This is a genomic window from Pseudomonas sp. WS 5410, assembly GCF_012985645.1.
Classification (GTDB): domain Bacteria; phylum Pseudomonadota; class Gammaproteobacteria; order Pseudomonadales; family Pseudomonadaceae; genus Aquipseudomonas; species Aquipseudomonas shahriarae.
In genome coordinates this window covers 1-23,119 of record NZ_JAAQWS010000032.1, presented here as the reverse complement: position 1 = coordinate 23,119, position 23,119 = coordinate 1, and the positions used below count along the sequence as shown (strand labels likewise).

The window sequence follows — 23,119 nt, the reverse complement described above, 5'->3', positions numbered from 1 at the left end:
GATCAATAAGTTATATGGCAAACGGCCGCTCCCCCGCGCACGCCGTTCTGCGGCCCGTGGGGCGCGGGGCAAAGTGGAGGTAATTAGGTCTGGCTCTGATGCAAATAGTGGCGCGTTTCCAAGGGCAACCCCCCAGCTATTTGAACCCTTCTGCGGTGCAGGGGAGCTTATGGTGATGCGTCATGTTCAACGCGATTAAGGACCGTTGCGAATGACGCAAACAGCAAAGCTGAGCCAGGCTGTGCAGCCTGTGACCTCGGACGAATTGATGAAGGCGCTGCTGGACAGCACCGGCGACCTGGATAAAGCGCAGGTCTTGCATGACACGTTGCCCGCCTGGCTGGTCAAGGCCGATCCCCAGGCACTCCAGGCCATTGAGCAGGCGTATGCCGACAGCGAGCGGCCCAAGGCAAACCTGCAACGGCTGCTGAGCCGTCTGACCCCTCTGGACACGTTCTGTGCCGAACGCCTCACGGCGTTTCTGGCCGCCAAAGGCCACACCCAGCTGGATATCGAGAACGACTCGCTGGAGCTCCCCAGGCGTACCTTCAGGGGAGTCAATCCGGACCTGGGCGGCATGCTGGTGCAGACCGTTACCCTGGAGAAACACAGCCTGCTGCAGGCGGCGATGCAGAATTTTTCCCAGGCCGGGGCCGAACCGGGAGGCATACCGATCAATGCCGTGGTCCGCGTTGGGGCAAAGCGCAGGGTTGCGCAAGATATCAGCGCCCAGACATTTATCGGCTACTGCCGCGAGCTGAATCTGGGGGAGGCCTATCAAACCCATGTGCGCGAGGTGTTCAACCTGACGGACCCGGACGGCGGTTATAGCCCGGCGGTGAGGACGATGGGTCAGTCCCGGTGCATGGATATGCTGATCGACCTGCAGATCGCCTATGCCAAAGGCGATATTGATCAACCGACCCGTGAGCTGTTGCTGGGCCTGGTCAAGGCGGACATGCCCGCCAGCAGCACCCGGCAGCTGTGGTTCAACAACCAACCGCTGACCTGGCAAGGCTTGAACATCGACGGGGCGTGCCTGTGGGGCGTGCTGGTGTTTTCCGGCGCCTCCCCCGAGGGGTTTTCCAACGGCCCGATCGTGGTGTACATGCCCAATGAGCCCGTGCGGCCGTGGTACCGCTACGTGTCTCTGGAGCAGTTCAAGCTTTACCTCAGCCTCAAGCTCCACGTGAGTCGTTATCGACACTTCTTCATGGGCTACCTGGACGAGTCCGAGCGTTTCGGTTTTTTTCAGCGGTTTGAGCAGTACAACCTCCTAGTGCGCGTAGAACCGCTACCTGTAACGGATAATTTTTCGACGTTCTTTTTTAATGCCGGTGTCGGCAAAATCCAGCTTGATGCCCGTGTGCTCGCCGTTCCCAATGCCCAGGCCGATGACGACGCACGCCGCCAGCGCACCCAGGATTACCTGGATGCGGGCTTGACGGTACTCAACGTCGCCGCGTTTGTGGTGCCGGTACTGGGCCAGTTGATGACGGGCGTGGCGGTCGGGCAACTGCTTGGGGAAGTGTTCGAAGGGGTGGATGACTGGGTACACCAGGACAAACTCGGTGCCCTTCGGCACCTGACGAACATTGCTGAGAACCTCGCGGCCATGGCGTTGTTCGCGGCGGGTGCAAAAGTGGCCGGCCGGCTCTGGAGAACCACGCCGCCGGCTTCGGGGTTTTACGAACGGTTCGAGGCGGTGCGCATGCCGGATAGAACCACGCGCTTGTGGCGCAGCCGCACTGAGCCGTACCGCCACACCGTCTCGCTCGAAGGGACGGTTGCCAGTCCCCGTGGGGTCTACCAGGCTCACGGCCAGTCCTACGTCAATGTCGACGGTTCGACCTACTCGGTTGTCTTTGACTCCGGTACCGGCCGCTGGCGGGCCCGACATCCGCAGCGTGATTCAGCGTATCGACCGCCCCTGGTCCACAACTACCAGGGCGGTTGGCAGTTCTCGTTCGAACAACCGCAAGAATGGCAGAACCCGGACTATGTCCTGGGCCGACTGGACCCCAGCCTCGGTACCCTTCCAGCCGGGCATCTACGGGATATCGCCGCCATCACTGACGCGACCTTGCCCCGCCTGCAGCAAATAGCCAGGCAAAACCTGCCATTGCCGGAGCGCTTGCGCGAACGTGCGCTGCGCTTCAGGCAGAATCAGGAGGTTCGCGACCTGATCTGGCAGATGGAGCATCAGGCACCGCTCGACGCGGCGACCACGCGTGTGCAGATGCTGGCCCTGCCGCTGATGGAAGGCTGGCCCCAGGGGCGGTTTTTCGAACTGCTGGACGAGCAGGGGTACCTGCTGGAGCGTCACCCCGACACCGCGCCTTTCGACTACGAAGACCTGAGCATCCACATCACCACGGGGCATCTGAAACACGGGCAAGTCCTGTCCAGCCTACTGGAGGCCCTCGACCCCCAGGAGACCACGCGCCTGCTCGGCGGCACCTTCCCTCCAGAAGAGGCGCAAGAGGTGCTGGCGCGGCGGCTGACCGCTTCACTCAAGGGCAATCACCAGGCGGTTTACGAAAGGCTGCGTGCCGATGTCGACTTTCCCGACCAGACCGATCACGGCGTGCTCAAGCATCGCTATCCGCAACTGCCCATTCGGCTTGCCTGGGAAATCATGACCCAGGCCTCCACGGCCGAGCGTTGGCGGCTGCGCGATACCGGGCGGGTGCCTTTGCGGATCGCCCAATGGGTGCGGGAGACCCTGGAAATACTTAACGAAGACGATGCCCTGAGCGGTCTGTACCTGCCGGAACTGGCCACCGACGCCACTCGGCGTATAGCGCTGGGGTTACTGCCGCGGGTTCCGGGCTGGCCCGAAGATGTGTTGCTGCAAATACGCCAGGAGAGCTTGGACGGTAGTGTCATGGGGCAGGTGGGCAACGCATCTGCCGCCACCACTCGCACGCTGGTCCAGTCGAACCTGGGGTGGCGCGCCTACAACGGACAAGGTGCGCCGCTGGGGCCGATGGCCGAGGGCCCGGAGGGGTTCTATGAGGCGTTGCTTAACAGTTTGCCCCCCGCTGAGCTCGACCAGCTGCAGTTGCCCGCGAGCGGCAGGGCCAGCCATTTGCGCAATAGCCTGATTGGCAAGGCCCAGGATGAGCGGCGCCGGATTAGCCGTTATCTATGGCCGGAACGGCCGGTGCCCGAAGATCCTCCTGTGTCGTGCGTGCAAGCAATGCCCGTGGAGCCGCCGCGACAGCCCGCCGGCCTGGTGCGCAAGGTCCGCAAGCTCTACCCCTTGTTTGATGAGCGGCGCATAGCGACCTTTTTGCAGGACTTGGGTCACGATCCGCTGTCCCGGGCCAAAGCCGTGCGTGCTCTTGAGCAACAATATGAAGCACTGCATCGAACGCTCAAGGTGTGGGCCAGGGAGGGGGGCGGGCAGGGGCGCTCAGACGTTGCCCTGCGGGACTACCGCCTGGCCCGTCACCAGGCCGTCCAGCTCATCGAGCGCAGTTGGCAATATGCCTCGCTGATCCCGGATGAGTCCCATCGGCAAGTCCCGAATCTTTCCCTCGATGGCATGGTGATCGGGGCATTGCCGACCCTGCCGCCCGAAGTCCAGTTCGAGCATGTTCGCCAGTTGTCGTTAAGGAACATGGGGCTCAACGATGATGTTGGTTACTTCCTCAAGCATTTCAAAGGCTTGAATACTCTGGAGTTGACGGACAACCAGGTGACACGACTGCCGGAAGTGCTGCAGCAGATGAAGCACCTTCGTCGGCTGTACCTGGCCAATAACCAACTGCAACTGACGGAATATACGCGTACCAAACTCGGTGACCTGCGAGGGTTGACGGTATTGGACCTGAGCAACAACCCCCTGGTAGACCCGCCGCTGGTCAGCAACATGTTTGAGTTGCGTCACCTGGTCTTGCGCAATTGCCGGCTTCAGCGCTTGCCCTCCGGCTTTATGCGTCTGCCTTATCTGGAGCACCTGGACCTGCGGGAAAATGATCTCGCCACCTTGCCGCAGTGGTTGTTCGAGGTGCCACGCCAGCATGCTGAAATCATCAACCTGCGCCATAACCCGCTGGACTCCCCCAGCCGCCTGCTGTTGCAGAACTACCGGGACACCCTTGGCGTGGGCATGGGCTTTATGGAGGACGATATCGCCCGGCTCAATGAGCAGACCGCCCGGGACTTATGGTTGGGGGATGAGCGCATGGCGCGCTACGCCGAGCGGCTCGAGACCTGGACGGGACTCAAGGATGAGCTGGGCTCCGACGCTCTGTTCAAGCTGCTGGCCGGCCTGGGCAGTGTCGCAGATACCTCCCACGTGCAGGAGGACATGGGCCGCCGGGTCTGGCGCGTGCTGGACGCCGCGGCGATGGATACCCGGCTGCGCGAAGAGATCTTTGAACGGGCGGCCACGCCCCTGAACTGTGATGATGCTGCTGCAGTGAGTTTCAGTAACCTGGAAGTGCTGGTTGAAATCCACCAGGCTTCGCAGCGGGTGGCGGGCGGTCAGGTCACGGCCAAACCGCTCTTGAGGCTGGCCAAGGGGTTGTTTCGCCTCGACCGACTGGAGCAAATGGCCCGCAGCTATAGCGCCGAGCACCCGATGCTGGATCCGCTGGAGGTCAGCCTGGCTTATCGCACCGGGTTGGCCGGGCGCTTTCATCTGCCCGGGCAACCCCGCCATATGCGCTATGCCAGTCTCGGTGGGGTGACCGAGCATATGCTGACGCTCGCTGAAATGCAGTTGAAGATGGCTGAGCTTTCTCCGCAGTTGTTGAAGTATGTGGTGAAGCTGCCGTTTTGGAGCAGTTATCTGCGGCGCATCCATAGCGGTTCATTCGACACCCTGAACCGGCCCTTCGGTGAGCGCGTCGAGGCGGTGTGGGCGCAGCGAGAGACGCTGGCTGACGCCGACTACCGGAGTCAGATGAGCCAGATACAGGATGAGCAGGAAAAGGCGGAGCTCGCCGAGCTTGAACGCCTGACCCATGAGGCGTTGAAACTCGACGACCTGGGCACCTGCGAGTTAACGCCGGCCGTTTGAGGGAGTGCTCACTGAGGTTTTTTCGTCACGTTGCTGCGAATTAACGCGCGTAGGGCGAAGCGACTCGGATGACAGGCCTCGGCGACACTGCGGGGCAGGGGCAGCGGTTCGTTGTCCAGCCACGCGGCCAACAGTTCGGCGCACAGGGGAGCGGTGATCAGGCCCCGTGAGCCGTGGCCGCTGTTGACGTACAGGCCGTCCAGCCATGGGCAGGCGATGTCCGGCGTATGCCGGGCGTCCTTGCGCAGGGCGTCATAGGCCTGGGCAAACGCCTGGGGATCGACCAGCGGCCCGACAATCGGCAGATAGTCCGGGCTGGTGCAACGAAACGCGGCGCGCCCCTCCAGGGTGTGTGGGGACAGGCTGTCGGCGCGCAGGCGCTGGGCCAGGTCCGGGGAAATCTCCTGCAGCAGCGCCAGGTTACCGGCATGCTCGGCAGCGGTCGGCGCCAGGTCATCACTCTTGAAATCAAAGCTGGCGCCCAGGGTGTGTTCGCCCAGGCGGACCGGCGCGACATACCCTTCGGCACAGACCACCGTGGCCAGCGCCTGGCTGTCGGTGGTCTGCGGCAACCGGGTGATTTGCCCGCGAATACGTTTAAGGGGCAGCTCGGCACTGGCGGCAAAACGCTTGACCTCGGCCGCCCCGGCCAGCACCACCACGGGAGCGCTGGCCAGCAACCTGTCACCGTCCCAGGCCTGCCATTGCTCGTCTACCTTGCGCAGTTCCAGGGCTTCATGCAGCACGTGCACGGTGATGCCCGGCTGGCGTGCCTGCCACTGGCAGAGGGCGGGCGGATGCACCCAGCCACCCTCGGGGAAAAACAGCCCGCCATACGCCAGGCCGACCCCGGCCCGGGCCTGGGCCTGATCCCTGTCCAGCAGGTGCAGCAAGTCCGGAGCAAATGCCTGGGCCAATTGGGCCTGGCGTTCGGCCTCCTTGGCGTTGAACGCCAGTTGCAGCACGCCACAAGCGTCCCAATCCACCCCTCGTTGCAGGTGTTCCAGCAGGCGCCGGGTATGCCCGAAGCCGCTGACAATCATCTGCGACAAGGCGGTGCCGTGGGCTGACAGCTTGAGGTAGAGCACCCCTTGCGGATTACCCGAGGCCTCTTGGGCCAGGCCTTCATGGCGTTCCAGCAGGCTCACCTGCCAGCCCCGTGCGGCCAGGCTCGCAGCACTGGTACAGCCGGCCATGCCGCCGCCGATCACCAGGGCGCGGCGCTCTCCCTTGAGGGCCGTCGGCCTGGCGAACCAGGGCTTGATCGGGGCCGGTAGCGGCGCGTCGGCCGGCCAACCGAGAAACTCGCCGCGCAGGATTTCCCACTTGTGACCGATGCCCGGGGTGCGCTTCATCTTGAACCCGGCGCTGTTGAGCAGGCGCCGTACCCAGCCGGTGCTGGTAAAGGTGCTGATGGTCGAGCCCGGGGCCGCCAGCCGTGCCAGCTCGGCGAACAGTTCGGCGGTCCACATGTCGGGGTTTTTCGCCGGGGCAAAACCGTCGAGAAACCAGGCGTCGATCTGCGCATCCAGTTGCGGCAGTTGCTCCAGGGCATCGCCGATCAGCAGGGTCAGCGTCACGCGCCCGTTCGCCAGGATCAGGCGCTGGAAGCCCTGATGAATGGCAACGTACTGCGCCAGCAACTGGTCAGCCAATGGCTTGAGCGCTGGCCAGAGGGCGAGGGCGCGTTGCAGGTCGGCGTGGCGCAGCGGGTACTTTTCCACGCTGACAAAATGCAGGCGCGCGCCCGGTACAGCGTGCTCCTCAAACAGCTGCCAGGCACACAGGAAGTTCAGCCCGGTGCCAAACCCCGTTTCCCCGATTACCAGGCGCCCGCCCACGGGCAGCGCGGCAAACCGCTCCTGCAGGCGGTTCTGCTCGAGGAACACGTAGCGGGTTTCATCCAGGCCCGACTTGTCGGAGAAATACACGTCGTCGAACACCCGCGAGCGTGGGCGTCCCTGGTCGTCCCAGTCGAGCTGGGCATTGGGCTGTACGGGGTTCATGGGCAACTCGGCAAAGACAAGGCGGCCATTCTAGTCGATCACAGGGGGCAGGGTTGAACCGGGTGTTAGCCGGCTACTTCATACATGGAAAAACTCCCGGCGATAGCCCCCGATTCGATCAACAATCAGCATTAATCCGGCGGGTTGGCGCAGGGTATCGTTAGGCGTTCAACCCTAGGCAATAAGGGACATTGCTGATGTCGGTACAGGACGATTTAACCCACACGTTCACGCAGTTGACGCAGCACCAGTTGCAAGCCGCCTTGCTCGAAATGACTGGCGATCTGGCCAAGGCCGAGGTCCTGCAAAAGCGCCTGCCGGGCTGGATGATCAATGCCCCGCAAGGTGTGCTGGAGGCATTGGAAGCTGATGGCGCGAGGGCTGAAGAGGCGCGCGCGGCGGTCGCAGATCGCTTGCGGTCATTGCGCCCGCTGGATGAGTTCTGCAATGAGCGGTTGAAGGCTTACTGCCAGGCACAGTGGCAGGTCACGGTGGAGCCGAGAAAGGATCTGTTTGTGCGCGCAGTCTATGCCTATGAGACAGATGTGTTGCCGTTGGAGTACGTGAGGTCGGTCACGCTGGAACAACAGAGCTTGTTGCACATGGCGCTGCAGAACTTTTCTGCGGATGAAGCGCGTGCGCAACACTATCCCGGCGAATCACGGCTGCAGTCGGCGGGCGCTGCGCGGGGGATGATCGCCGTTGCGCCCCATGACTTCGCCCAAGGCTGCAGGGCCCTGAACCTTGGCCGCTTGTACCAGCGGCACATCAGCGCGGTGTTCCAGCTCGACACCGACGAGCAGCCCGGTCAATTGATCCACGGCAAGTGGCGTGGAATTGCTTGCCCGCCGTGCTGCCCAATCCGCTAGTCTTGATCCATCTTGGAAGGGAGTCGCCCATGTTTGAATCCGCCGAAATTGGTCACGCCGTCGATAAGGACACTTACGACGCAGAAGTCCCGGCCTTGCGTGAGGCCTTGCTGGAAGCGCAGTTCGAGTTGCACCAGCAGGGACGCTTCCCGGTGATCGTGCTGATCAATGGCATCGAAGGCGCCGGCAAGGGCGAAACCGTCAAGCTGCTCAATGAATGGATGGATCCGCGCCTGATCGAGGTGCGCACCTTCGACCAGCAGACCGACGAAGAACTGGCCCGCCCGCCGGCCTGGCGCTACTGGCGACAACTGCCGGCCAAGGGGCGCATGGGCGTGTTCTTCGGCAACTGGTACAGCCAGATGCTGCAGGCGCGGGTCCATGGCCAGATCAAGGACGCACGCCTGGACCAGGCCATTGCCGGGGCCGAGCGCCTGGAGCAGATGCTGTGCGATGAAGGGGCGCTGATCTTCAAGTTCTGGTTCCACCTCTCCAAGAAACAAATGAAGGCGCGGCTCAAGGCCCTGCAGGACGACCCGCTGCACAGCTGGCGTATCAGCCCGCTGGACTGGCAGCAGTCCGAGACCTACGACAAGTTCGTGCATTTTGGCGAGCGCGTGCTGCGCCGCACCAGCCGTGACTATGCACCCTGGCATGTGATCGAAGGCGTGGATGCCAACTACCGCGGGCTGACCGTGGCCAGGATCCTTCTGGAGGGCCTGCAAAATGCCCTGAAGCTGTCCAAGGCCAGGGCCAGCGGCATCCATCCGGCGCCCTTGCCATCCTCGGTGGACCAGATGAGCCTGCTGGACAGCCTGGACATGACCCAGCGCCTGGAAAAGGACGACTACGAAGAGCAACTGATTACCGAACAGGCGCGGCTCTCGGGCCTGATGCGCGACAAACGCATGCGCAAACACGCGCTGGTCACGGTTTTTGAAGGTAACGACGCGGCGGGCAAGGGCGGGGCGATCCGCCGCGTGGCGGCGGCACTGGACCCGCGCCAGTACCGCATCGTGCCGATTGCCGCGCCCACCGAAGACGAGCGCGCCCAGCCGTACTTGTGGCGGTTCTGGCGGCAGATCCCGGCGCGGGGCATGTTTACCGTGTTTGACCGCTCCTGGTATGGCCGGGTGCTGGTGGAGCGGGTCGAAGGCTTTTGCACCACGGCCGACTGGATGCGCGCCTACGCCGAGATCAATGATTTCGAGGAGCAATTGCGCGACGCCGGGGTGATCGTGGTCAAGTTCTGGCTGGCGATTGATAAACAGACCCAGCTGGAGCGTTTTCAGGCCCGGGAAGAGATCCCGTTCAAACGCTTCAAAATCACCGAAGACGACTGGCGCAACCGCGACAAGTGGGATGTCTACCGGGCCGCGGTGGGCGACATGGTGGACCGCACCAGCACCGAGATCGCGCCCTGGACCCTGGTGGAGGCCAACGACAAGCGCTGGGCACGGGTCAAGGTATTGCGCACCATCAACCTGGCGCTGGAAGAGGCGTTCGCCAAGTCCGACAAGCACGACAAAAAGAAGAAGCACAAATAGCGCCATGCTTTTGCATACGCCAGGTGAATGATCGTCGCGATCGCCAGACCCTGGATCTATCCTCGATCTGTCTCCCAATAACGACAAGATCGAGGTAGCCCATGCGTGAAGTAGTGATTGTCGACAGCGTGCGAACCGGCCTGGCCAAGTCCTTTCGCGGCAAGTTCAACCAGACCCGTCCTGATGACATGGCCGCGCATTGCGTCAACGCCTTGCTGGCACGCAGTGGCATCGACCCGGCCAGTGTCGAGGATTGCATTGTCGGCGCCGGCTCCAACGAAGGCGCCCAGGGCTACAACATCGGCCGCAACGTGGCAGTGCTGTCGCGCCTGGGCACCGGCACCGCCGGCATGACCCTCAACCGTTTCTGTTCATCGGGGCTGCAGGCGATTGCCATCGCGGCCAACCAGATCGCCTCGGGGTGCAGCGACATCATTGTCGCCGGTGGTGTCGAGTCCATCAGCCTGACCATGAAGAGCGTGAATACCGACAACCTGATCAACCCATTGCTCAAGGAGCAGGTGCCGGGCATCTACTTCCCCATGGGCCAGACCGCCGAAATAGTTGCCCGCCGCTATAACGTCAGCCGCGAAGAGCAGGACCTGTACGCCCTGCAAAGCCAGCAGCGCACCGCCCAGGCCCAGGCCGAGGGGCTGTTCGACGATGAAATCGTGGCCATGGCGGTCAAGTACAAGGTCGAGGACAAGCACTCCGGCGAGGTGCAGATCCTCGACGGCGTGGTCGATCGCGACGACTGCAACCGCCCGGACACCACCCTGGCCAGCCTGAGTGGGCTCAAGCCGGTGTTTGCCGAGGATGGTTCGGTGACGGCAGGTAACTCATCGCAACTGTCCGACGGCGCGTCGATGACCCTGGTGATGAGCCTGGAAAAAGCCCTGGAACTGGGGCTCAAGCCCAAGGCGTTTTTCCGTGGCTTTACCGTGGCCGGCTGCGAGCCGGACGAGATGGGCATCGGCCCGGTGTTCTCGGTGCCCAAATTGCTCAAGGCCCGTGGCCTGCAAGTGGCGGACATCGACCTGTGGGAGCTCAACGAGGCGTTTGCGTCCCAGTGCCTGTATGCGCGCAATTGTCTGGAGATCGACAATGCCAGGTACAACGTCAACGGCGGTTCGATCTCCATTGGCCATCCGTTCGGCATGACCGGGTCACGGCAGGTCGGGCACCTGGTGCGGGAGCTGCAACGGCGCAATTTGCGTTATGGCATCGTCACCATGTGCGTGGGCGGCGGGATGGGGGCAACCGGGCTGTTTGAAGCTGTGCGCTGATCTGGCCCTGGGGGCCCAATTATTGTGGGTGCTGGCTTGTTGGGCTTGCCCGCGATGGCCATAGGTATAGGTATCTACACAACTCTTTTCTGGGGTTGTGTACATATCCATTGCTGCGGTCACGGCGGCTATTGGTTCCGCCCTTACGGCGGGTCACTTTTGGAAAAGAGCCCCAAAAGTAACCAAAAGGGCTCTTGCCCCACCACTCGGTGCCTCGCCTAGGCTCGGCATGCCCGTCATCCGACATTGATTTGGGGGGCCGCCGCGATGGGCCATCCATGGCCCAGCGCGGCTAACCCGGCGTCCTGCCGGGTTACCCCCCAAATCAATATCGGATGACGGCCAGCGTGGTTTAACGGGGCGCCTCAGATCAAAATCAAAAGCAAAGCGAGGCGGCCTGACAGCCGACCTGATCGTCGAGGCGTGCGCGTGCTCCTGTGGGAGCTGGTTTGCCTGATCCCACAATTGATTTGCGGCGTGCCTGATAAAAAACTTCGCCAAGGTCCACCCACATCCCCCTAGAATGCGGCTTCCTCTACCTCTGGCTCTTGGGGCACTCATGCACATCTCTTCCGGCCGCTGGGTCTACGGTTTATCCCTGACCCTGCTGACCGCGCTGCTCTGGGGCATTCTGCCGATCAAGCTCAAACAGGTGCTGCAGGTGATGGACCCGATCACCGTGACCTGGTTTCGCCTGATGGTGTCCGGCAGTTGCCTGTTCGTTTATCTGGCCGCCGTCAAGCGTCTGCCCAGCCCGAAAGTCTTGGGCAAGCGCGGTGGCTGGCTGGTGGCGATGGCGGTGTGTGGGCTGCTGGGCAACTACGTGCTCTATCTGGTGGGGCTGAAGATGTTGAGCCCCGGCACGGCGCAACTGGTGGTGCAGATGGGGCCGATCTTTTTGATGATCGCCAGTGTGTTTCTGTTCAAGGAGCGTTTCAGCCTGGGGCAGGGGGTAGGCCTGTTGGTGCTGATCATCGGCTTTGCACTGTTCTTCAACCAGCGCCTGGCGGAGCTGCTGACATCCCTGGGCACTTACACCGCCGGGGTGCTGACGATTCTCCTGGCGACCACCATCTGGGTGTTCTACGCCCTGGGCCAGAAGCAATTGCTGACGGTGTGGAATTCACTGCAGGTGATGATGGTGATTTACCTGTCTTGCGCATTTCTCCTGTTGCCCTGGGTACATCCCATGGAGGCGCTGCAACTGAGCCCATTGCAAGGCTGGCTGTTGCTGGCGTGCTGTTTCAATACGCTGATTGCCTATGGCGCCTTTGCCGAAGCCTTGGCCCACTGGGAAGCGTCGCGGGTCAGTGCGACGTTGGCGATTACACCGCTGGTGACCTTTGTGGCGGTGGCGATTGCGGCCTGGTTGTGGCCTGACTATGTGCATGCCGAGCAGATCAATGGCCTGGGTTACGGCGGTGCGGTGCTGGTGGTGTTGGGGTCGGCGTCGGTGGCGTTGGCGCCGTCCTTGATCGCCGGGCTCAAGGCCCGGCGCGCAAGGTTGGCCCACCTTTAGGTCAATGCCCGGCTTCGAGCATATTCTCCGGGCGTACCCACTGGTCGAATTCGGCATCGGTGAGGTAGCCCAGCTCCAGCGCTGCTTCACGTAGCGTCAGCCCTTCGGCATAGGCTTTCTTGGCAATCTGCGCCGACTTGTCATAGCCGATATGCGGGTTCAGCGCGGTTACCAGCATCAAACCCCGTTCCAGGTGCGCGGCCATTTGCTCGGCGTCGGGCTCAAGGCCCGCGATGCAATGTTCCTGGAAGTTGCGGCAGCCATCGGCCAGCAAGCGGATCGACTCCAGCAGGTTGTGGATAATCACCGGCTTGTACACGTTCAACTGCAAATGCCCTTGGCTGGCGGCAATGCCGATGGTCACGTCGTTGCCCAGCACCTGGCACGCCAGCATCGACAGCGCCTCGCACTGGGTCGGGTTGACCTTGCCGGGCATGATCGAACTGCCCGGCTCATTGGCCGGCAGGCGCACTTCGGCCAGCCCAGCGCGTGGCCCCGAGCCCAGCAGGCGTAGGTCGTTGGCGATTTTCATCAAGGCCACAGCCAGGGTTTTCAGGGCGCCGGACAGGGTGGTCAGCGGCTCATGGCCCGACAATGCGGCGAACTTGTTGGGCGCGGTGACAAACGGCAGCCCGGACAACGCAGCGATTTCTGCGGCAATCGCCTCGCCAAAGCCGTGGGGCGAGTTCAGGCCGGTGCCTACCGCCGTGCCGCCCTGGGCCAGCTCGCACACTGCGGGCAGGGCACTGCGAATGGCGCGCTCGGCATAGTCCAGTTGGGCGATGAACGCGGAGACTTCCTGGCCGAAAGTGATCGGCGTGGCGTCCATCATATGGGTGCGGCCGGTCTTGACCAGCTTCATATGGCGCGCCGACAACTCCGCCAGCCCGCCAGACAGCTCGCGCAACGCCGGCAGCAACTGCTCGTGCACCGCCTGTACGGTGGCGATGCTCATGGCGGTGGGGAAGCAGTCGTTGGAACTCTGGGAGCGGTTGACGTGATCGTTGGGGTGTACCGGGCTCTTGCCGCCACGGGGCCCGCCCGACAGCTCGTTGGCGCGGCCGGCGAGCACTTCGTTGGCGTTCATATTGCTCTGGGTGCCACTGCCGGTCTGCCAGACCACCAAGGGGAACTGGTCGTCGTGCTGGCCGTCGAGCACTTCGTCGGCGGCCTGTTCGATCAGCCGGGCAATATCGGCGGGCAGGTCGCCATTGCGGTCGTTGACCCGCGCCGCCGCTTTCTTGATCAGGACCAGGGCGTGCAGGACCGCCAGTGGCATGCGTTGTTCGCCGATGGCGAAATTGACCAGTGAACGCTGGGTCTGTGCGCCCCAGTAAGCGTCATCCGGGACTTGTACTTCGCCCAGGCTGTCGGTTTCGATACGGCTCATCGCAGGGACTCTCCTTGTAGTCGGTTTGCGCAGTTTAGGCCCTGGGGGGGCGTTTGGGTTCCATAAAAGCCATTTCATCGGCCAAACCCCCGCAAAACCAGGCGCTGTAAGGCGTGGGGTTGAGTGCCAGCGTTTTTTAGGCGCAGAATGGTCGCCCTTGGGGTATTACCTCGCCTGCTAGAAAGGAAACTCGATGACTCGTCTTCGTGCCATCTGTACCGCGGTTGCTCTGGTCTGTGCCAGCGGCCAGGTTCTTGCCGATACCGCCAGCCACAACGCCAGTGCCGAAGCCTTCCTGACCCTGGCTCACGCGGACAAGCTGGGCACCCCGGTGTACATGCAAGTGCAGCAAATGTTCGCCCAGCGTTTCGAGCAGACCAAGGCGCCTGCCGCCAAGCAAACCGTGCTCGACACCTACCAGGCCAAGGCCAACGCCGCCCTGGACCAGGCCATTGGCTGGAACAAGCTCAAGCCGGACATGGTCAAGCTCTACACCAGCAACTTCAGCGAGTCCGAACTCAAAGACCTGGTTGCCTTCTATAAGTCGCCACTGGGCAAGAAAGTCCTGGAGAAAATGCCGCAACTGACCCAGCAATCGGCCCAGTTGACCCAGGCCAAGCTGGAAAGCGCGGTACCTGTCGTGAACAAGCTGTTGGAAGACATGACCAACGAACTGACCCCCAAAGCCGCACCCGCCAAGAAGAAGTAAGCAATGACCATGCAGCAGCGTATCGAATCGGCACTTGCCGCCGCCCTCAGCCCGGAACACCTGAGTGTGCTGGACGAAAGCCATATGCACAGCCGTGGATTGCAGACGCATTTCAAGGCCGTGCTGGTCAGCCAGCAGTTCGACGGGCTCAACCGCGTCAAGCGCCACCAGAAGGTCTACGCCACGTTGGGCGACCTGATGAGCGAGTTCCATGCGCTGGCGCTGCATACCTACACGCCTGAAGAATGGGCAAAAACCGACGCAGCCCCGGCCTCGCCGACCTGCGCTGGCGGTAGCAAACACTGATATCCGGCTGCTACAAGGGCCTATGTTTTGCTAGAATCCGCAACGCGCCGCTCAGTCGGCGCGTTTTTTTTGCATCCGGTTCACCCTTTACGAGGGTAGCCACCTGGAGAGAACACCCATGACACACCCCATCGTCGTGGCGGCACTGTATAAGTTCGTCACCCTCGAAGATTACGTCGCCCTGCGTGAGCCCCTGTTGCAGGCCATGGTCGACAACGGCATCAAGGGCACCTTGCTGATCGCCGAAGAAGGCATCAACGGCACCGTTTCCGGTAGCCGCGAAGGCATTGATGGCCTGATGGCCTGGTTGAAGAACGACCCACGCATGGTCGATATCGACCACAAAGAGTCGTACTGCGATGAGCAGCCGTTCTACCGCACCAAGGTCAAGCTGAAAAAAGAGATCGTGACCCTGGGCGTCGAAGGCGTCGACCCGAACAAGAAAGTCGGTACCTACGTTGATCCACAAGACTGGAACGCGTTGATCAGCGATCCAGAAGTGCTGTTGATCGACACCCGTAACGACTATGAAGTGTCGATCGGCACCTTTGAAGGCGCAATCGACCCGAAAACCACGAGTTTTCGCGAATTTCCCGACTATATCAAAGCCAACTTCGATCCGGCCAAGCACAAGAAAGTCGCGATGTTCTGCACCGGCGGGATTCGTTGTGAAAAGGCCTCGAGCTACATGCTCAGCGAAGGCTTTGACGAGGTGTATCACCTCAAGGGCGGCATCCTCAAATACCTCGAAGAGGTGCCCCAGGCAGAGACCAAATGGCAGGGCGACTGCTTTGTCTTCGATAACCGCGTGACCGTGCGCCACGACTTGAGCGAAGGTGACTACGATCAATGTCATGCCTGCCGTACACCGGTTAGCGTAGAGGACCGCGCATCCGAGCACTACGTGGCCGGCATCAGTTGCCCGCACTGCTGGGATAAGCTGTCCGAGAAGACCCGTCGCAGTGCGATCGACCGCCAGAAGCAGATCGAGCTGGCCAAGGCCCGCAATATGCCGCACCCGATTGGTTACAACTACAAGCAATCATCCACCGAGGCTTGAACCATGTCTGCGCGCCTGCTCTATGTAATGGACCCGATGTGTTCCTGGTGCTGGGGTTTTGCCCCGGTGGCCAAGGCCCTGGTTGAGCAGGCCCAGGCGGCTGGCGTGGAATTGCACCTGGTGGTGGGCGGCTTGCGTACCGGCAGTGGTGCGGCGCTGGAACCGACTACTCGGCGCTATATCCTGGAGCACTGGCAGGCGGTGACCGAGGCCACGGGCCAGCCGTTCCGCCTGGAGGGCGCCTTGCCTGAAGGGTTTGTGTATGACACCGAGCCGGCCTGCCGGGCCCTGGTCACTGCGCGTGGCCTGGCGCCGGATTGCGCCTGGACCTTGCTCGGGCTGATCCAGCAGGCCTTTTATGTCGAGGGTCGCGATGTGACCCGCGCCAGTGTGCTGGTGGAGCTGGCCGAGACCGCCGGGGTGCCGCGTATCGAGTTTGCCGAAGCCTTTGACCGCGCCGAACAACATGCCGCCACGGCCGCCGACTTCACTTGGGTCCAGGACCTGGGCATCGCCGGTTTCCCGACCTTGCTGGCCGAACGCAATGGCCAGTTGGCGTTGTTGACCAATGGCTACCAGCCGCTGTCCGAGCTGTCGCCGCTGCTCGGTCGCTGGCTGGAGCGAGCTGCCTGTGCATGATCAGCCAACACCACGGGTTGATCGGCTGACCTGGGCAGAAATCCGTCGCCTGGCCCTGCGCCATAAAAAAGCCCTGTGGATTGCCAACGGTGTCGCCGTACTGGCGACCCTCTGCAGCGTACCGATTCCCTTGCTCCTGCCGTTGCTGGTGGACGAAGTGCTGCTGGGCAATGGCGATGCTGCGTTGCAGGTGATGAACCACGCGTTGCCGACGGCCTGGCAGCAGGCTGCCGGGTATATCGGCCTGATGCTGCTGATCACCCTGGTATTGCGCTGCGCGGCGTTGGTGTTCAACGTGGTCCAGGCCCGCCTGTTTGCGGGGCTTGCCAAGGACATTGTCTACCGCATCCGCGTGCGGCTGATCGAGCGGCTCAAGCGTATCTCCCTGAGTGAATACGAAAGCCTGGGCGGTGGCACCGTGACCACACACCTGGTCACCGACCTGGACACGGTGGACAAGTTTGTCGGGGAAACCTTGAGCCGGTTCCTGGTGGCCACCCTGACCCTGGTCGGCACCTCCGGGATCCTGATGTGGATGCACTGGAAGCTGGCCCTGTTGATCCTGCTGTTCAACCCCCTGGTGATCTACGCCACGGTGCAGTTGGGCAAGCGGGTCAAACACCTGAAAAAGCTCGAAAACGACAGTACCTCGCGGTTTACCCAGGCCCTGACAGAAACCCTGGATGCCATCCAGGAAGTGCGCGCCGGCAATCGCCAGGGGTTTTTCCTCGGGCGCCTGGGGCAGCGTGCCCAGGAAGTGCGCGACTTTGCCATCAACTCCCAGTGGAAAAGCGACGCCTCCAGCCGCGCCAGTGGCCTGCTGTTCCAGTTCGGCATTGATATCTTCCGCGCGGCGGCGATGCTCACGGTGCTGTTTTCCGACTTGTCCATCGGCCAGATGCTCGCGGTGTTCAGCTACCTGTGGTTCATGATCGGCCCGGTGGAGCAACTGCTGAACCTGCAATACGCCTACTACGCAGCCGGTGGCGCGCTGACGCGGATCAACGAACTGTTGGCCCGCGCCGACGAACCGCAATACGCAGGGGGCGAAGATCCGTTTACCGGGCGCGAAACCGTGGGTATCGAGGTGCAGGGCCTGGACTTTGGCTATGGCGAAGACCTGGTGCTCAACCAGTTGAACCTGGTCATCGCCCCCGGCGAGAAGGTGGCGATTGTCGGCGCCAGTGGCGGCGGTAAAAGTACCCTGGTGCAATTACTGCTGGGGCTCTACACCCCGCAGGCGGGCACGATCCGCTTCGGCGGCGCAACCCAGCAGGCGATTGGCCTGGAAACCATCCGCGAGCATGTCGCGGTGGTGCTGCAGCATCCGGCACTGTTCAACGACACGGTGCGCGCCAACCTGACCATGGGCCGCGAGCGCAGTGATCAAGCCTGCTGGCAGGCCCTTGAAATTGCCCAGTTGGATGCTACGGTCAAGGGGTTACCCCAGGGCCTGGATAGTATTGTCGGGCGCTCGGGCGTACGTTTGTCCGGCGGCCAGCGCCAACGCCTGGCGATTGCCCGGATGGTGCTGGCCGAGCCGAAAGTGGTGATCCTTGACGAAGCCACCTCGGCCCTGGATGCGGCCACCGAATACAACCTGCACCAGGCACTGGCGCGGTTTCTCAGTGGGCGTACTACACTGATCGTTGCTCACCGTTTGTCGGCGGTGAAGCAGGCTGATAGGGTATTGGTGTTTGACGGTGGGCACATAGCCGAAGACGGCGACCACCAGCAGCTGATAGCCGACGGCGGTTTGTACGCCAAGCTTTACGGACACTTGCAACAAGTTCGCTGAAACGATCCCGGTACCGATCCTGGAGGGATCGTGTTTGGCCTCGGCTGTGCTGTCAGGAGCAGTTTTTACTCGCCTGTGCTGATGCAAGGGATCTCATGAAGCAGAAGCGAACTCTCGGAACACCCCGTTTGCTGGGCATTGTCTGGCCTTTTATTGCGGTTGTACTGTTCCAGGCATTACTGGGCTGCGTCAGCCTCTATATGCTCTCGGCCGTGCGCGGTTATGTGGCGGGCGAAAGCCTGTGGTCCAAGGGCCAGAAAGATGCCATCTATTACCTGACCCTGTATGCCGATAACCGCGACCAGAAGACCTTTCTCAAATACCAGAGCGCGATTGCCGTGCCCCAGGGCGGGCACGAGCTGCGCATCGCCCTGGACCGCCCCAACCCTGACCTGGCGGCCGCGCGCCAGGGGATCCTCAAGGGTGGCAACCATCCGGATGACGTGTCGAGCGTGATCTGGCTGTACCTTAATTTCCGCCATTTCAGTTACCTGGAAAAAGCCATCGAGCTGTGGACCGTGGGCGATGGCTACCTGGTGCAACTCGACGACCTGGCGCAGGAAATGCACCGGGAGATCCTTGCCAACCAAGCCACCAGCGCCGACATCCATGCCTGGAAAGAACGCATCATCGCCATCAACGATAGCGTGACGCCGGCGGCCAAGGCTTTCAGCGATGCCCTGGGTGAAGGCTCAAGGATGATTCTGCGCCTGCTGCTGATTACTAACCTGGCCACCGCCCTCGGCCTGATTGCCCTGGCCTTGTTGCGCACCCGCAAGCTATTGGCCCAGCGCCATGCGTTTGCCGATGCCTTGCAAGTGGAGAAGGAGCGGGCGCAGATCACCCTGGAGTCCATCGGCGACGGAGTGATTACCACCGATGTCGACGGGGCTATCGCCTATATGAACCCGGCGGCGGAGTCCCTGACCCACTGGAAGGCTGCCCAGGCCCAGGGCCTGCCCCTGGCGGCGTTGTTCAATCTGCTGGATGAAAACGCCCAGGCCGAAGGGTTTGCCCTGATCGAGCATATTCTTGGCGGTCAACTCACCGGCGGCAGCGAACACTCCAAGCTGATCCAGCGTCTGGATGGCAGCACGGTCTCCGTGACCCTGGTAGGTGCCCCGATCCGCAGTGCCGGAAAGGTCAGCGGGGCAGTGTTGGTGTTGCACGACATGACCCAGGAGCGCCAATACATTGCCAACCTGTCTTGGCAGGCGACCCATGATGCCTTGACCGGGCTGGCCAACCGCCGTGAATTTGAATTCCGCCTGGAGCAGGTGTTGCATGGCATCGGGCGCCAGCAGTCGGGGCATGCCTTGATGTTCCTCGACCTGGACCAGTTCAAGCTGGTCAACGACACCTGTGGTCACGCGGCGGGCGATGAGTTGTTGCGGCATATCTGCGCGCTGCTGCAATCGGACCTGCGCGAAGGCGATACGCTGGCTCGCCTCGGGGGCGATGAGTTTGGCATTCTGCTCGAGAACTGCCCGCCACTGGTGGCCGAGAAAATCGCCGAAAGTCTGCGTCGCACCGTGCAAAACCTGCACTTTGTCTGGAAAGGCCGGCCGTTTGTCACCACGGTCAGTATCGGCCTGGTCCATATCTCGCACATCCCGACCACCCTTGAAACTTCTTTGCGCGCCGCGGATATGGCCTGCTACATGGCCAAGGAAAAGGGGCGTAACCGGGTGCAGGTCTATCACGCCGATGACTCCGAGTTGTCTTTGCGCTTTGGCGAGATGGCCTGGATCCAGCGCCTGCACATGGCTTTGGAGGAGAACCGCTTCTGCCTGTATGCCCAGGAGATCGCAGCCTTGGGCCATACCGAGGCGGGTGCCGGGCATATCGAGATCCTGTTGCGCCTGCACGACGAAGCGGGGCGGATCATTTTGCCCGACAGCTTTATCCCGGCTGCCGAGCGTTATGGGTTGATGACTTCGCTGGACCGCTGGGTGGTGGAGAACGTATTCAAGCTGATTGCCCGTTGCATGATCGAGCGACCGGGCAGGCCCATGGCGATGTGTGCGATCAACCTGTCGGGCATCACCATCGGCGATGACGACTTCCTGAGCTTCCTGCGGGAGAAATTCAACGCCTATGGCATTCCGCCGAGCATGATCTGTTTTGAAATCACCGAAACCAGCGCCATTTCCAACCTCGGCAGTGCGATTCGTTTTATCAATGAGCTCAAGGCCTTAGGCTGTTTCTTCTCCCTGGACGACTTTTGCGCCGGAATGTCCTCATTCGCCTACCTCAAACATTTACCTGTAGACTTCCTGAAGATCGATGGAAGTTTCGTAAAGGATATGCTGGACGACCCGATTAACCGCGCCATGGTCGAAGTGATCAACCACATCGGCCATGTCATGGGTAAACGCACTATTGCCGAGTTTGTCGAAACGCCGCACATCGAGCAGGCATTGCTTGAGATCGGCGTGGACTACGCTCAGGGCTACCTGATTGAGCGCCCGCAATTGTTTACCTTCGATAGTTTGCAGTGTCGACCTGCGCGCCCGCAGCCTCTGTTATTCCGGGCGCCCGGCACGTTCCGCTGAAACATCTGCTGGTCTGTACACATCACACATCAAAAGGAGCCCGACAGTGATCGACACATTCAGCAGAACCGGCCCGCTTATGGAAGCCTCAAGTTACCCCGCCTGGGCTCAGCAATTGATCCAGGACTGTAGCGAGAGCAAGCGCCGAGTTGTCGAACACGAACTGTACCAGCGCATGCGCGATAACAAGCTCAGTGCCAAGACCATGCGCCAATACCTGATTGGTGGCTGGCCAGTGGTGGAACAGTTCGCGTTGTACATGGCACAAAACCTGACCAAGACCAAGTTTGCCCGTCATCCTGGCGAGGATATGGCGCGACGTTGGTTGATGCGCAATATTCGCGTGGAACTGAACCATGCCGACTATTGGATGCATTGGGCACGCGCCCATGGCGTGGGCCTGGAAGAACTGCAAGCGCAGAACGTGCCGCCCGAGTTGCACGCACTGAGTCATTGGTGCTGGCACACCAGTTCGGCCGATTCGTTGATTGTTGCGATTGCCGCTACCAACTACGCCATCGAGGGGGCCACTGGGGAGTGGTCTGCGCTGGTGTGTTCGACGGGCGTGTATGCCGCAGCGTTCCCCGAAGAAGATCGCAAGCGCGCCATGAAGTGGCTGAAGATGCATGCCCAGTACGACGACGCCCACCCGTGGGAAGCGCTGGAAATCATCTGCACCCTGGCGGGGATGAACCCGAGCAAGGCGTTGCAAGTGGAGTTGCGCCAGGCCGTGTGCAAGAGCTACGACTACATGTACCTGTTCCTGGAGCGTTGCATGCAGTTGGAGAAAACCCCGGTGATCCGCGAACGCCAGGTACTGGCGGCCAGCGAAGCCTGACCCCGGCAGGGCGGGGTAGGGGTTACCCCGCCATTGCCAGGCGGTTGCGGCCTTCGCGCTTGGCCACGTACAAGGCGCTGTCGGCCCGGCGCAGCAAGCTTTCGGCCGACTCGCCTACCAGCAAGGTCGCGCAACCCAGGCTCACCGTCAATTCGATACGCGTGGTGTCCGCCCAGTAGTCCTGGGCCTGTGCTGCCTGGCGCAAGCGTTCGCCGACCATGGTGGCGGCATCGCGGCTGGTGTTGGAAAGCAGGATCAGGAACTCGTCCCCGCCAAACCGAAACACCATATCCACATTGCGCAACTGGCTTTTGATCGAGGCTGCGACGGCCTTGAGCACTTTGTCGCCGGTGGCGTGGCCGTGGCTGTCGTTGATGCGCTTGAAGTGATCGATGTCGAGCATCAGCAAGGACAGCGGATGCAGGTGCCGCTTGGCCATCTCGATCTCCCGGCCCAGGGTCTGGTCCATGGCGACGCGGTTGCCGGTCTCGGTCAATGGATCGCGCAGGGCGCTGCGGGTCGCGGCGCGATACAGCAAGGCATTGCGCATGGGGTACAGCAGGCTGGCCAACAGTGATTCCAGGTTGCCCTGTTCCTCTTCGCTGAAGCGCTGGTTGCGGCGAAACACCAACTCCCCCAGGTGCTCGCCCTGATGGCTGAGGCTGTAACTCACGGAGTGATGACCGCGCTGGCCATATTCCAGACGCAGGTCGCTGGTTTCATGGCGGTATTGCAGGGCGTCCAGGGGGACCAGGCGCTGCACTTCGCGAAAAAACAGGCCGAGGATCCGCTCCGCTTCCAGGCTGGTCTGCAATTGCAGATTCAGTTGCTGGCGCAGTTGCGCAAGGCTGATGGGGCGGCGGGCGACGATGGAAGGCTGGCCAAAGCCCAGGCGTTGCAATTTGGCACTGTCGAAGTCAATTGCGTTGGTCTGGGTCGGTGTTTTCATAAACGGGCAGGCCTCTAAGCACAGAATGCTGTCTTACAGGCTCGATGGGAGCGGTTACTGGCGGGCGCCTTACTGTTCCTTCAGTTCCGTAAAACTTGGGTAACAGTCTAGTCCGCTTTGCCGGGGGTTATAACCCCTGATCCCATGCCGCACGTCTTGATGTCGCGCTGCCTGCTTAAGCAAATTGGAGCGAAAAGCGTGCCATTTAGTGCAATTAGTTTTTTGTGCTTATAAAACAAGGGGATGGGGTTTATTGAGGAAAAGGCGTGGTGGAAATTTGGCGCAGGCCCATTTTGGCGGGTGGGCTTGCTTGCGATGGCGGTAGGTATCACACAACTTTTTTCTGGGGTTGTGTACATATCCGTTGCTGCGGTCACGGCCACTTAGGGTTCCGCCCTTACGGCGGCTCACTTTGGAAGAGCGCCAAAGTAAGCAAAGCGCTCTTGCCCCAACACTCGGTGCCTCGCCTAGGCTCGGCATGCCCGCAGTCAGGCATTGCTCCGTGGGCCCGCCGCGATCGGCCATCCCTGGCCGTGTCGCGGCTACCCCGGCATCCATGCCGGGGTGCCCACTGCGCAATACCTGCCTGCGGCCATCGTGGTTTAACGGGGCGCCT

General features: G+C 61.7%; 15 protein-coding genes. 12 read left to right on the top strand and 3 right to left on the bottom strand.

Annotated elements, in window-relative coordinates; all coding sequences use genetic code 11:
- Nucleotides 1–211: 211 nt before the first annotated feature.
- Nucleotides 212–5,032 (top strand): NEL-type E3 ubiquitin ligase domain-containing protein, encoded by a 4,821-nt coding sequence (locus HBO24_RS28140; protein ID WP_170060765.1) that lies wholly within the window; start codon nt 212–214, stop codon nt 5,030–5,032.
- An 8-nt stretch (nt 5,033–5,040) separates the two neighbouring features.
- Here the strand turns inward: HBO24_RS28140 and mnmC are convergent, their stop codons facing one another.
- Nucleotides 5,041–7,038: a bifunctional tRNA (5-methylaminomethyl-2-thiouridine)(34)-methyltransferase MnmD/FAD-dependent 5-carboxymethylaminomethyl-2-thiouridine(34) oxidoreductase MnmC gene (gene mnmC / locus HBO24_RS28135; RefSeq protein ID WP_170060764.1), complete on the bottom strand. Its 1,998-nt coding sequence runs from the start codon at nt 7,036–7,038 to the stop codon at nt 5,041–5,043.
- Between the two features lie 197 nt (nt 7,039–7,235).
- Here mnmC and HBO24_RS28130 point away from each other — a divergent pair, with 197 nt between their 5' ends.
- The 4 genes from HBO24_RS28130 to HBO24_RS28115 all read left to right on the top strand — a co-directional run bounded on the left by HBO24_RS28130 (nt 7,236) and on the right by HBO24_RS28115 (nt 12,259).
- A complete protein-coding gene (locus HBO24_RS28130) occupies nt 7,236–7,907 on the top strand; it encodes a DUF6543 domain-containing protein (RefSeq protein ID WP_170060763.1) in 672 nt (223 codons plus the stop codon).
- A gap of 29 nt (nt 7,908–7,936) precedes the next feature.
- On the top strand, nt 7,937–9,454 hold the full coding sequence (gene pap / locus HBO24_RS28125) for a polyphosphate:AMP phosphotransferase (protein WP_057958886.1): 1,518 nt from the start codon (nt 7,937–7,939) through the stop codon (nt 9,452–9,454).
- A 101-nt stretch (nt 9,455–9,555) separates the two neighbouring features.
- On the top strand, nt 9,556–10,740 hold the full coding sequence (locus tag HBO24_RS28120) for a thiolase family protein (protein ID WP_170045058.1): 1,185 nt from the start codon (nt 9,556–9,558) through the stop codon (nt 10,738–10,740).
- Between the two features lie 559 nt (nt 10,741–11,299).
- Nucleotides 11,300–12,259: a DMT family transporter gene (locus HBO24_RS28115; RefSeq protein WP_057958888.1), complete on the top strand. Its 960-nt coding sequence runs from the start codon at nt 11,300–11,302 to the stop codon at nt 12,257–12,259.
- Nucleotide 12,260: 1 nt separating this feature from the next.
- Here HBO24_RS28115 and HBO24_RS28110 read toward each other — a convergent pair whose 3' ends face one another.
- A complete protein-coding gene (locus HBO24_RS28110) occupies nt 12,261–13,649 on the bottom strand; it encodes a class II fumarate hydratase (protein WP_057440775.1) in 1,389 nt (462 codons plus the stop codon).
- A 193-nt stretch (nt 13,650–13,842) separates the two neighbouring features.
- Here HBO24_RS28110 and HBO24_RS28105 point away from each other — a divergent pair, with 193 nt between their 5' ends.
- The 7 genes from HBO24_RS28105 to HBO24_RS28075 all read left to right on the top strand — a co-directional run bounded on the left by HBO24_RS28105 (nt 13,843) and on the right by HBO24_RS28075 (nt 21,554).
- Nucleotides 13,843–14,358, top strand: a complete 516-nt coding sequence (locus tag HBO24_RS28105; RefSeq protein WP_115127820.1) for a DUF2059 domain-containing protein — start codon at nt 13,843–13,845, stop codon at nt 14,356–14,358.
- 3 nt (nt 14,359–14,361) lie between these two features.
- Nucleotides 14,362–14,664, top strand: a complete 303-nt coding sequence (locus HBO24_RS28100; RefSeq protein ID WP_169961213.1) for a BolA/IbaG family iron-sulfur metabolism protein — start codon at nt 14,362–14,364, stop codon at nt 14,662–14,664.
- 118 nt (nt 14,665–14,782) lie between these two features.
- Complete coding sequence (locus HBO24_RS28095; RefSeq protein WP_057440777.1) at nt 14,783–15,724, top strand: rhodanese-related sulfurtransferase; 942 nt, start codon at nt 14,783–14,785, stop codon at nt 15,722–15,724.
- 36 nt (nt 15,725–15,760) lie between these two features.
- Nucleotides 15,761–16,363 carry a DsbA family protein gene (locus HBO24_RS28090; protein WP_169961215.1) on the top strand — a complete coding sequence of 201 codons (603 nt, stop codon included), beginning with the start codon at nt 15,761–15,763 and terminating at the stop codon, nt 16,361–16,363.
- Entirely contained in the window at nt 16,356–18,161 is a 1,806-nt protein-coding gene (locus HBO24_RS28085; protein WP_115127822.1) for an ABC transporter ATP-binding protein, read from the top strand. The genes HBO24_RS28090 and HBO24_RS28085 overlap by 8 nt, the downstream gene beginning before the upstream one ends.
- Nucleotides 18,162–18,256: 95 nt before the next feature.
- The gene (locus tag HBO24_RS28080) at nt 18,257–20,716 is read left to right on the top strand and encodes an EAL domain-containing protein (protein WP_170060762.1); all 2,460 of its coding nucleotides are present in this window, start codon (nt 18,257–18,259) and stop codon (nt 20,714–20,716) included.
- 46 nt (nt 20,717–20,762) lie between these two features.
- On the top strand, nt 20,763–21,554 hold the full coding sequence (locus tag HBO24_RS28075) for an iron-containing redox enzyme family protein (RefSeq protein WP_170045060.1): 792 nt from the start codon (nt 20,763–20,765) through the stop codon (nt 21,552–21,554).
- A 22-nt stretch (nt 21,555–21,576) separates the two neighbouring features.
- Here HBO24_RS28075 and HBO24_RS28070 read toward each other — a convergent pair whose 3' ends face one another.
- Nucleotides 21,577–22,503: a GGDEF domain-containing protein gene (locus HBO24_RS28070; RefSeq protein WP_057445202.1), complete on the bottom strand. Its 927-nt coding sequence runs from the start codon at nt 22,501–22,503 to the stop codon at nt 21,577–21,579.
- Between the last annotated feature and the right edge of the window lie 616 nt (nt 22,504–23,119).